The organism is Enterobacter sp. CPE_E863 (assembly GCF_046521465.1).
Classification (GTDB): Bacteria; Pseudomonadota; Gammaproteobacteria; order Enterobacterales; family Enterobacteriaceae; genus Enterobacter; species Enterobacter adelaidei.
Genome location: NZ_JBKFZX010000001.1, coordinates 141,387 through 152,863, shown reverse-complemented (window position 1 = coordinate 152,863; position 11,477 = coordinate 141,387). Strand labels below are relative to the sequence as shown.

Here is an 11,477-nt window from a genome sequence, read left to right as displayed (position 1 = left end):
CCATGCGTCAGCATCCGTTGGGTATTTACGAAAAAGCGCTGTCGAAAGATCTCACCTGGCCGGAACGTCTGGTGCTGGCGAAAAGCTGCGGGTTTGATTTTGTCGAAATGTCGGTTGATGAAACTGACGAACGTCTGTCACGTCTTGAGTGGAGCACCACGCAGCGTGCATCGCTGGTTGAAGCCATGCTGGAAACCGGCGTGTCGATTCCATCCATGTGCTTATCTGCCCACCGTCGTTTCCCGTTTGGTAGCCGCGATGAAGCCGTGCGCGAGCGCGCCCGCGAAATCATGACCAAAGCCATCAGGCTGGCGCGTGATTTAGGTATCCGCACCATTCAGCTTGCTGGCTATGACGTTTACTACGAAGAACACGACGAGGGCACCCAGCAGCGCTTCGCAGAAGGGCTGGCGTGGGCGGTGGAACAAGCCGCTGCGGCACAGGTGATGCTGGCAGTGGAGATCATGGACACCGCCTTTATGAACTCGATCAGCAAATGGAAAAAGTGGGACGACATGCTCGCTTCACCGTGGTTTAGCGTTTACCCGGATGTCGGAAACCTGAGCGCGTGGGGCAACGATGTCACCGCCGAGCTGACGTTGGGCATTGACCGTATTGCCGCAATCCACCTGAAAGATACCCAACCCGTCACTGAAAACAGCCCGGGACAGTTCCGCGATGTGCCGTTTGGCGAAGGCTGTGTTGATTTTGTCGGCGTGTTTAACACGCTGAACCAACTGAACTATCGCGGCGCGTTTCTGATTGAAATGTGGACTGAAAAAGCAAAAGAGCCCGTACTGGAAATCATCCAGGCGCGTCGCTGGATTGAAGCCCGTATGCAGGAAGGAGGCATGACATGTTAGAACAACTCAAAGCTGAAGTGCTGGCAGCAAACCTGGCGCTTCCCGCCCACCAGCTGGTGACATTTACCTGGGGCAACGTCAGCGCGGTCGATCGCGAAAGCGGGCTAATGGTGATCAAACCCTCCGGCGTAGAGTATGACGTGATGACCGCAAACGACATGGTGGTGGTTGATCTTGCCACGGGTGCGGTAGTCGAAGGCAGCAAAAAGCCCTCCTCCGACACGCCAACGCATCTTGCATTGTATCGCCGTTACCCTGAGATTGGCGGCATAGTCCATACGCATTCCCGCCACGCCACAATCTGGTCGCAGGCGGGTTTGGATTTACCTGCATGGGGCACCACGCATGCCGACTACTTTTATGGCGCGATCCCCTGCACACGGCTGATGACCACGGCTGAAATAGCCGGGGAATACGAATATCAGACGGGGGAAGTGATCATCAAAACCTTCGAGGAGCGCGACTTAAACCCGATGCAAATTCCGGCAGTGCTGGTCCATTCTCACGGTCCGTTCGCCTGGGGAAAAAATGCGGCCGATGCAGTACACAACGCGGTGGTGCTGGAAGAGTGCGCCTGTATGGGCCTGTTTTCACGTCAGCTGGCACCGCAGCTACCGGTGATGCAACAGGAGCTACTGGACAAGCACTACCTTCGCAAGCACGGGGCGAATGCCTATTACGGGCAGTAATCACCCGGAATTGATGTGTTCCTTACAGTACCGCCGTTTCCAGACGGCGGGTGTTAAGCCCGTGTGTTTGGTAAATATCTGCCGGAAATAGCCCACGTCATTAAACCCGCAGCGGGTTGCCACTTCGGTGAGCGATGCAGAGCCATCCAGTAACAGCTTTTCCGCCGCCCTGACGCGCTGGCGATGTATCGCCTCCGTCAGGGTTAAGTGAAAAGTGCGACGAAACACGCGCCCCAGATAATCGGCATTACAGTGCAACTCTCTGGCGAGCTTCGAAGTAGAGAGGGGTAAATGAAATTGTGTGCGAATAAGCTGTTTCGCCTTCCACGCCATTGCGGCTCCAGCCTCATCCATTTTGTCCTCATACCCCGAAGAGAGCGAAACTTGCTGCAAAATCAGGAGTAAAAGGAGCTCCAGCGCCATACTACGCTGTAATTTTTCCTGCTCACTCAGAAACTGACGGAACAGAGAAATGACATATTGCGCATCCCTGACGCTGCAATGCTGTTCTATTGCCAGAGAGGGGGAGCCCTGCCCTGTGTTTTCCACTTCGAAGTGCAGCCAGTAGAATTTGAGATCTGCCGGGAAATCCTCCACACCAACGTGCCGCCGATCCGGCCAAAGCAATAAACTTTCTCCAGTCTTCACCTCAAAAAGGGTGTTTTCCTCCAGGATCGTTAACGTCCCTTTTTCGACAAAAATTATTTCCCACGACGCCAGCTTTCGCGCCGGATGACGACCCACACCTCGGGAAATAAATAACCCGCCATTTTGTACCTTAATCGGAAGCGCTATGGATAATTCAAGCATCGGTATTCACCATCCCGCTTTTATCGTCATGGAAATTGAGTTTATTCATTGATTATTAATAAATATTAATATCCCTTCCCGATCCAACTCACATTTTTAGCATCAGGTCGGAATTGTCATCTTTTTATACTTTTCCCTTCCCTTGTTGGCCCTGTCGTTCGGTGCAGAATAAATGGAGTACCTTGCATAAATACGATAAAAATCGATTACCGAGGAGTTACCTCATGACTTCCACACCGATTACAGAATCTGACGTTGCACAACCGGCAATAGATGACCGCCTGTCAGTTCGCGAAAAAATAGGCTACGGCCTGGGTGACGCGGGCGGCACGGTCATTACCTGTCTTATCATGAACTTTCTCACCTTTTTCTATACCGATATTTTTGGTCTGACGCCTGCGCTCGTTGGCACGCTATTTATTGCCTTGCGTGTATTTGACGCCATTTCCGACCCGGTAATGGGCGTGATTGCTGACCGCACGCAAAGCCGGTGGGGACGTTTTCGCCCCTGGCAGCTGTGGGTCGCGTTCCCGATTGGGATCATCGGCGTACTGACCTTCACCGTCCCGGAAGCCAGCATGGGAGTAAAAATTACCTGGGCGTTCGGTACCTATTTACTGTTATCCGTAGGCTATACCGCCATCAACGTGCCCTACTGCGCGCTGATCAACACCATGACAACCCGACACAACGAGGTGATCTCCTGCCAGTCATGGCGTTTTGTGCTGTGCGGCGTTGCCGGATTTTTAGTGTCTGTTGGTCTGCCGTGGCTGGTATCCGTATTAGGCCAGGGTAATGCCGCGAAGGGTTATCAGCTTGGCGTGGGCGTGCTGTGCGCCGTCGCCGTGGTGATGTTCCTGTGCTGCTTTTTCTGGGTACGTGAGCGTGTCCCGCTGGCACTGATGGGTAAATTCACTCTGCGCGAGCACCTGGCTGGCCTGCGTAAAAACGACCAACTGCTGTTAATGCTGGTGATGTCCTTCCTGCTGATCAACGTTTTTAACATCCGCGGCAGCGGGTACATGTATTTCATCACCTACGTGCTTCAGGGCAGCACCGCCTACACCTCACTGTTTTTTACCATGGTGACCTTTGCGGCCATTCTTGGGGCGGTGATCGTTAACCCGCTGTCCCGCCGTTTTGATACGGTCAAACTTTACTATTACACCAACCTGGTGCTGGCCGTGCTCGCGGCGGGAATGTGGTTCCTGCCCGGCGGACCAAATTACCAGACGCTCTGGCTGATTGTAATCCTGAGCAACGGCGTCATCCTGGGTTTTACGCTGCCGCTGCACTTCTCGTTGATGGCCTTCGCCGACGACTACGGCGAATGGAAAAACGGCGTGCGCTCGTCGGGCATGAACTTCGCCTTTAACCTGTTTTTCATCAAGCTCGCATGGGCTTCCAGCGCCGGGATCATCAGCCTGGTGTTTATCGCCGTAGCCTATCAACCTGGTGCCGGTAACCAGACGCCGGCATCTCTGCAAGGTATCACCGCCATGGAGACATTACTCCCTGCTCTTTTCCACCTGCTGCTGGCTGTCTCAATTCGCTGGTGCAGACTCAACAATCCAATGATGTCGCGCATTGCCACCGACCTGCGCCAGCGTCACGTACAGTCCTGAGGAGAACAAGATGTCCATAATGGAAGCCGACCTGCATAAACTGAAAATTAACGACCCGTTTCTCGGACAATATCAACGGCTGGTACGCGATGTGGTGATCCCCTACCAGTGGGATGCGCTGAACGATCGCGTGACGGAAGCCGAACCCAGCCACGCCATCACCAACTTCCGTATTGCGGCGGGTCTGGAGAAAGGCGAATTCTACGGCATGGTGTTTCAGGACAGTGACGTAGCAAAATGGCTGGAAGCCGTAGCGTGGTCCCTGTGTCAGAAGCCTGACTCAGACCTGGAAAAAACTGCTGATGAGGTAATTGAGCTGGTTGCGGCGGCACAATGCGAAGACGGTTATCTCAACACCTATTTCACGGTGAAAGCCCCTGAAGCGCGCTGGACGAATCTGGCTGAATGCCACGAGCTGTATTGTGCCGGACACATGATTGAGGCTGGCGTTGCATATTTTCAGGGAACCGGAAAACGCCGTCTGCTGGAGGTGGTGTGCAAACTGGCCGATCACATCGACAGCGTGTTTGGCCCCGGCGAGAACCAGCTACACGGTTATCCGGGTCACCCGGAAATAGAGCTGGCGCTGATGCGGTTGTACGACATCACGCAGGAGCCACGCTACCTGGCACTGGTGAAATATTTCATCGAACAACGCGGTGTACAGCCTCACTTCTATGATATCGAATACGAGAAGCGCGGCAGAACATCATACTGGAACACCTACGGGCCCGCCTGGATGGTCAAGGACAAAGCCTACAGCCAGGCGCATCAGCCGCTTGCTGAACAAGAAACGGCCATCGGCCACGCGGTGCGTTTTGTCTACCTGATGGCGGGCATGGCGCATCTGGCGCGCCTGAGTCATGACGAAGGAAAACGCCAGGACTGCCTGCGGCTGTGGAACAACATGGCCCAGCGCCAGCTGTACATTACCGGCGGGATTGGGTCGCAAAGCAGCGGGGAAGCCTTTAGCAGCGATTACGATCTGCCCAACGATACGGTATATGCCGAAAGCTGCGCCTCCATCGGTCTGATGATGTTTGCCCGCCGGATGCTGGAAATGGAGGCCGACGGTCACTACGCCGACGTGATGGAGCGCGCGCTATATAACACGGTACTCGGCGGCATGGCGCTGGACGGTAAGCACTTCTTCTATGTAAACCCGCTGGAAGTACATCCGAAAACCCTGACGTTCAACCATATCTACGATCACGTAAAACCCGTCCGCCAGCGCTGGTTTGGCTGCGCCTGTTGCCCGCCGAATATCGCCCGCGTGCTGACGTCGCTGGGGCATTACATTTATACCGTTCGCCAGGATGCGCTTTTTATTAATCTCTACGTCGGCAACGATGTCGTTATTCCGGTTGGCGATGAAACCCTGGCGCTGCGGATTAGCGGTAACTACCCGTGGCATGAACAGGTAAAAATCGAAATTACCTCACCTGTACCCGTCACGCATACGCTAGCCCTGCGGCTGCCGGACTGGTGCGCGGCGCCTGGCGTATCGTTGAACGGTGAAGACACTACAGGTGAAATTTCACGGGGATATCTCTACCTGACCCGAAACTGGCAAGAAGGAGATGTCGTCACGCTGACGCTACCGATGCCCGTTCGCCGGGTGTATGGGAACCCGCAGGTACGCCAGCAGGCAGGGAAAGTCGCGCTACAGCGCGGACCGCTGGTTTACTGCCTGGAAGAAGCGGATAACGGTGCCAATCTGCATAACCTTTCCTTGCCGCAAGACAGCGAGTTCCGGGTCTTTGAAGGGAAAGGGATTTTCGCGCACAAGATGCTGATACAGGCAGAGGGGATTGGCTGTCACGTGAAGGACAAGGATGCGCTGTGGCAGTATGACCGCTCGCCAGTACAACGTCAGCCCCAGACGCTGACCTTTATTCCCTGGTTTAGTTGGGCTAACCGGGGAGAAGGAGAAATGCGGATTTGGGTGGATGAAGCATAAACAAAAATAATGTCACCTTTATTAATATATAATATTTTTATCGAGCTCGGTGATGCCGAGCTCACTGATTATCATAGATTGAAAGACAATGTGATCTAACCCTCGGTATTGTTTTTTTGCAGCCGTTCAACTCAGACATACCATTGTCTGACATGCATTTTAGTGTTATTCCATAAAGACACACAGCTCAAAATAAGGATATCCCATGGAATTCACTGAAAGGTTAAATGCCTTATCAAATAAAATCAAACAACAACTTGATGTAATTAATACTGAAGAAGCAACAAAAACTGCATTTGTAATGCCGTTCATTCATAACGTTCTGGGCTATGATGTTTTTGATCCTTCAGAGGTGACACCTGAGTTTGTCTGTGACATCGGTACAAAAAAAGGTGAGAAAATCGATTATGCTATAATGAAAAACAATGATGTACAGATACTTATTGAATGTAAGAAAATTGGCGAACCATTGAATATAAATCATGCCTCGCAGTTATTCAGGTATTTTCATGTAACAAATGCCAGAATCTCAATCCTCACCAATGGACAAAACTATAAATTCTTTACCGATCTGGATGCTCCTAATAAAATGGATGAAAAACCTTTTTTGGAGGTAGATCTTCTTGATATTGACGAAAATATAATACCTGAGTTAAAAAAATTAACTAAATCTTCGTTTGATTTGGAATCAATTATCAATGCTGCTGGTGAATTAAAATATGTCAGCCAAATCAAAAAAATCCTGCATTCTCAGCTAAATAACCCTGAAGATGACTTTGTGAAATTTTTTGCATCCCGAGTTTATGATGGGATTCTCACCCAAAAAGTCAGAGAGTCTTTTTTAAATTTGACTAAAAAAGCTGCAAGCCAGTACATAAATGATCAGGTAAATGAGCGCCTCAAGTCAGCCATTACAGGCATAACCCCAGCGATCATCGAAACTCCAAATGAGTCATCGCATATTGAGGAAGACGAACATAAAGACGAAAGCGATGTGGTAACAACGCTAGAGGAGCTCGAGGGATATCATATTGTTAAAGCAATCACCAGAGCGGTACTGGAGGCACCTCGTATCACTCACAGAGATACCAAAAGCTACTTTGGTATCCTTGTGGATGATAACAACCGCAAACCCCTTTGCCGATTGCATTTTAATCGCACGCAAAAATACATCGGACTTTTCGACATAGAAAAAAACGAAACGCGTCACCCAATAACGACAGTCGATGATATCTATTCCTTTGCAGATATCCTGAAAGCAACAGCAGCTCTGTATAATTAATTTTTACCGGGGCAGCACGCGACGTGCTGCCTCAGCCAGAAATGCGCTTCGGTTGCTAAACTGAGGATGCTCACTGACAAAGGAATCAATCTTTACCAGTAAACGACGGGGCATGGTGATGTTGATACGCTCTGCCCTGCCATCAAACTGTTTCATATCAATGTCCACCAGCAGCCATTGCCCACCAATGAAGTCATCAGGACGACTTTCCAGATGTGTATCAACATTACCCGGAAGAGGCAATGTTTCCTCCACTTCAAACAGCGCTTCAAAGTGTGCTGTGAGAGCATCACGAGCATCCTGAAAAGCCTCATCCAGGGAAACACCTGCAAAAAAACAACCTGGAACGTCAGGGAAAAAACCGCTGGCACTTCCGTCTGAGTCAGAATGAATGTAAGCCGGATAAAACATAACTACTCCTGATATCAGTGTTTAATCCCCGCCTGCCGCCAGATCTGCGCGAGAGTGCCCGGTTTAATATCCTTCTTAGGATGTGGGACTGTAACCAGCCCTTTCTGTTCGGGATGGCGAAACTGATGATGGCTTCCTTTCGTTCTGACACATTTCCAGCCATGGCCGATCAGAACAGTAATCACATCCGCACTTTTCACATCCCAATCCTTCCATGATTATACACATGACACACACCATCACTACCGGGTCGAATCACATTAGCGTATTGAGAAACATCAGTGCAGGCGCTTTTGTCGGAACAGGAAGAAGCATCGGGAAAAGAAAAGAGGATTACAGTCGATTGCAGATAAAAATGCAGGGGCTATCGTAAGCCGGGTAAGGCGAAGCCGCCACCCGGCTTTATCGCATCAGAAACGCCAGGTCAGGCCGGTCATCAGCGCGAAGCTGTCGTCACGGTCGATCATCGGGCTGTTCTTCACGTCATCAGGTAACACGGTATAAACCGCGCTGGCGTTAAGGAACAGTTTCTGGGTTAACTGATATTTAGCCGCCAGACCAACGTATGGCGTCCAGCTGTCACCCGCGGTGTATTCGTCCAGGCCTGAACGACGAGACTCACTGCCGGATACCCCGTAGTAGTAGTCGTTATAGCTCTCATCGCTATAGAAAATACCGACAGATGGCGTCAGTGTCAGGCGTTCCATACGGATTGGACGGAAGTAGGATACCTCACCGATCACGCCGCCGCTTTCATCCGTGGCATCACCAGAGACCGCCACTTTCAGCGAACCCCAGCTTTCATGGCGGTAGTATGCACCACCGAGGAAGGCAGAGGCTTTTCGCTCATCAAGCTTTTTCATCTGATGGTCGTCGTTGTCATCAGGATCAAAGTGGAGCGGCATCCAGGATGCGGTCAGGCTGAATTCATTTTTTTCATCTTTCCACAGGATCCACCCTCCTGTGGTCTGGCGCACATAGAAACGATCGCCTTCGTAGCTAATTAACGGTACTGCCGTTGTATTTTCATTATATCCTTTGTAAGGAGACTCATTAAATACAGCCCCCGCTCCAAGTGAAAAGTCACCGGCCATTGCAGATGATGTTGCAAATAACGTGGCAGCGATGAGTAAATTGTATTTAATAGTCATTACATGTAATCCATTTAAACGCCAAACAAGCGAGGCGAATAATAATGGTTACAAATTTGTCAATGCAACGCTGCGCTTTATATAATATTATATATAAAATCATATAGATTGGTGTGCATGATGAGTAAATTACAACTAAAGCCACGCGAATTAAAAATTATATCCGTCATCGCAGCAACCCACAGTATTGGCGATGCCGCCGCCCTGCTGGGCATGGCGCAGGCCAACGTCAGTAAATATCTCTCTGATTTTGAAACACGGGTTGGACTTAAGGTTTTTGAGCGCACCACGCGCCAGCTGGCCCTGACCCAGTTCGGTGAAGCATTACTCCCTTACATTAACGCCTCGCTGGACAAAAACAGCCAACTTGTTAATTTCATTGCTGATTACAAGCACGAAAAACGTGGAAAAGTGACAATCTATGCCCCTACGGGCATTGTGACCTACCTCGCGCGACACGTGATCCACAAGATAGAGGACATCGGTGATATCCGCATCTCCCTGAAAACGTACAACCTGGATCGGAATGAATATTCAGAAGGTGTTTCCTTTCCTGATGACTGCGATATTTTAATCACCTATGCGCAACCGAAAGACGAAAGTCTGGTTGCGAGTGTTTTAACAAAATATTCGGTCACAGCATTTGCAACCAAAGAGTATTTAAATAAACACCCCTTAACGGGACCTGAAGATTTAATTAACCACTCCTGTATTCTTATAGACTCCATGCTGGTTGATGATGCAAACATCTGGCGTTTCCGCGTGCATGGCAGCGATGAGATCCATGATTATAGAGTGACCGGAAACTATATTTGCGACAATACGCAGACGGCCCTGGAACTGGCAAGAAATAACCTTGGAATTGTTTTTGCTCCCAAAGAGAGCCTGAAAAAAGAATTAACGCAGGGAATGTTGGTCCCTTGCTTCCCGCATCAGGAGGAGTGGTGGCTCGACCTGACGACCATATTCCGCAAGCGCGAATATCAACCCTGGCGTGTGCAATACGTCCTGGATGGCGTACTAAACTGCCTGCGCCAGCAAATTGCTCAGGCCGTCAATGGACGGCCTGAGCGGAGTGATTAGAACAGTCCCAAAGGTTTATCGGAATAACTGACCAGTAGACATTTTGTCTGCTGGTAATGCTCCAGCATCATCTTGTGCGTTTCACGCCCGATGCCCGATTGCTTATAACCACCAAATGCCGCATGCGCCGGATAGGCATGGTAGCAGTTAGTCCATACGCGCCCGGCCTGAATGCCTCTTCCCATCTTATAAGCCAGATTACCGTTGCGGCTCCAGACACCCGCCCCCAGGCCATACGGTGTGTCATTCGCAATTTCCAGTGCCTCCTCCATCGTTTTGAAGGTCGTCACTGCCAGCACCGGTCCGAAAATTTCCTCCTGGAAGACTCGCATATTGTTCTTACCGAACAGGATCGTCGGCTCAAGATAATACCCTTCCTGCAGATCCCCACCGAGCACTTTACGGCGGCCACCGGTCAGGATATCTGCCCCTTCTTTCTTGCCGATATCAATATAGTTGAGGATCGTTTCCAGTTGTCCATGAGAAACCTGCGCCCCCATCTGGGTGACACTATCAAGCGGGTTACCGCTGCGGATAGACTCCACACGACGGATCGCGCGCTCCATAAAGCGCTCGTAAATAGACTCCTGAACCAGCGCCCGGCTCGGGCAAGTGCACACTTCCCCCTGATTGAAGGCAAATAGAGCAAACCCTTCCAGGGCTTTATCGAAGAAGGCATCTTCTTCATCCATCACATCGGCAAAGAAAATATTCGGAGACTTACCGCCCAGTTCCAGCGTTACCGGAATGATGTTCTGCGTCGCGTACTGCATGATCTGCTGACCCACTTCCGTCGACCCGGTAAATGCCACTTTGGCGATACGTTTTGAGGTCGCCAGATATTCACCAATTTCACCTCCGGCACCGTTCACCACGTTGACCACCCCCGGTGGCAGCAGATCGCCAATCACTTCCATCAATAACAGGACCGACAGCGGGGTCAGGCGCGCCGGTTTAAGTACAATACAGTTCCCGGCAGCCAGCGCAGGTGCCATTTTCCAGCTCGCCATCAGCAGCGGGAAGTTCCACGGAATAATTTGCCCTACTACGCCCAAAGGCTCGTGGAAGTGATACGCCACGGTATCGCTGTCGACCTCACTGATTCCGCCCTCCTGAGCACGAATACAGGAAGCAAAATAGCGGAAGTGGTCAATGGCCAGCGGCACATCTGCCGCCATTGTTTCCCGGATAGGCTTGCCGTTATCCCAGGTTTCCGCCGTCGCCAGCAGCTCCAGATTTTGCTCCATCCGGTCGGCAAACTTGAACAATATGGCCGCACGGTCCTGGACGGAAGTATGGCCCCATTTATCTTTCGCTTTATGCGCCGCATCCAGCGCCAGATCGATATCACGCTTGCCGGAGCTGGCTATCTCACAAAGCGGCTGACCGGTGACGGGGGTCAGGTTGGAATAGTATTCGCCGTCGACGGGAGCCACCCAGGCACCGCCAATAAAGTTGTCATAACGGGGTTTCAGCTTGAGGGGAAAACCATACTCGCCAGGCTGGATACGCGATGAGGGAGGATTGTTTGTCATGACCGTCTCCTTGCTGTTGGTGTACAACAAGGGTAGTCCCGACTGACGATTTTCTCGCCAGCCGGTGA

The 11,477-nt window shown here is 51.0% G+C and carries 11 protein-coding genes; 6 read left to right on the top strand and 5 right to left on the bottom strand.

Annotated elements, in window-relative coordinates; all coding sequences use genetic code 11:
* Positions 1-2: 2 nt before the first annotated feature.
* Positions 3-863, top strand: coding sequence for an L-ribulose-5-phosphate 3-epimerase (locus ACLHV8_RS00760; RefSeq protein ID WP_108089344.1), 861 nt, complete (start codon positions 3-5; stop codon positions 861-863).
* On the top strand, positions 857-1,552 hold the full coding sequence (gene araD / locus ACLHV8_RS00755; RefSeq protein WP_028018236.1) for an L-ribulose-5-phosphate 4-epimerase: 696 nt from the start codon (positions 857-859) through the stop codon (positions 1,550-1,552). The genes ACLHV8_RS00760 and araD overlap by 7 nt, the downstream gene beginning before the upstream one ends.
* Here araD and ACLHV8_RS00750 read toward each other — a convergent pair whose 3' ends face one another.
* Entirely contained in the window at positions 1,553-2,362 is an 810-nt protein-coding gene (locus ACLHV8_RS00750) for an AraC family transcriptional regulator (RefSeq protein ID WP_108089343.1), read from the bottom strand.
* 224 nt (positions 2,363-2,586) lie between these two features.
* Between ACLHV8_RS00750 and ACLHV8_RS00745 the strand changes: the two genes are divergently transcribed.
* The 3 genes from ACLHV8_RS00745 (at position 2,587) to ACLHV8_RS00735 (ending at position 7,229) form a co-directional block, all read left to right on the top strand.
* A complete protein-coding gene (locus ACLHV8_RS00745; RefSeq protein ID WP_108089342.1) occupies positions 2,587-3,987 on the top strand; it encodes an MFS transporter in 1,401 nt (466 codons plus the stop codon).
* 10 nt (positions 3,988-3,997) lie between these two features.
* A complete protein-coding gene (locus ACLHV8_RS00740) occupies positions 3,998-5,947 on the top strand; it encodes a glycoside hydrolase family 127 protein (protein ID WP_208595135.1) in 1,950 nt (649 codons plus the stop codon).
* Between the two features lie 205 nt (positions 5,948-6,152).
* The gene (locus tag ACLHV8_RS00735; RefSeq protein WP_049006244.1) at positions 6,153-7,229 is read left to right on the top strand and encodes a type I restriction endonuclease; all 1,077 of its coding nucleotides are present in this window, start codon (positions 6,153-6,155) and stop codon (positions 7,227-7,229) included.
* 3 nt (positions 7,230-7,232) lie between these two features.
* Here the strand turns inward: ACLHV8_RS00735 and ACLHV8_RS00730 are convergent, their stop codons facing one another.
* The 3 genes from ACLHV8_RS00730 to ACLHV8_RS00720 all read right to left on the bottom strand — a co-directional run bounded on the left by ACLHV8_RS00730 (position 7,233) and on the right by ACLHV8_RS00720 (position 8,791).
* Positions 7,233-7,640: a type II toxin-antitoxin system HicB family antitoxin gene (locus tag ACLHV8_RS00730; RefSeq protein WP_049006243.1), complete on the bottom strand. Its 408-nt coding sequence runs from the start codon at positions 7,638-7,640 to the stop codon at positions 7,233-7,235.
* 14 nt (positions 7,641-7,654) lie between these two features.
* Positions 7,655-7,840 carry a type II toxin-antitoxin system HicA family toxin gene (locus ACLHV8_RS00725; protein ID WP_041911637.1) on the bottom strand — a complete coding sequence of 62 codons (186 nt, stop codon included), beginning with the start codon at positions 7,838-7,840 and terminating at the stop codon, positions 7,655-7,657.
* A gap of 210 nt (positions 7,841-8,050) precedes the next feature.
* Entirely contained in the window at positions 8,051-8,791 is a 741-nt protein-coding gene (locus ACLHV8_RS00720; protein ID WP_049006241.1) for a MipA/OmpV family protein, read from the bottom strand.
* Between the two features lie 117 nt (positions 8,792-8,908).
* Here ACLHV8_RS00720 and ACLHV8_RS00715 point away from each other — a divergent pair, with 117 nt between their 5' ends.
* The gene (locus ACLHV8_RS00715) at positions 8,909-9,874 is read left to right on the top strand and encodes a LysR family transcriptional regulator (RefSeq protein ID WP_108089338.1); all 966 of its coding nucleotides are present in this window, start codon (positions 8,909-8,911) and stop codon (positions 9,872-9,874) included.
* Here ACLHV8_RS00715 and aldB read toward each other — a convergent pair.
* Positions 9,871-11,409 (bottom strand): aldehyde dehydrogenase AldB, encoded by a 1,539-nt coding sequence (gene aldB, locus ACLHV8_RS00710; protein WP_208595134.1) that lies wholly within the window; start codon positions 11,407-11,409, stop codon positions 9,871-9,873. The two genes, ACLHV8_RS00715 and aldB, sit on opposite strands and share 4 nt — an antisense overlap.
* Positions 11,410-11,477 lie beyond the last annotated feature (68 nt).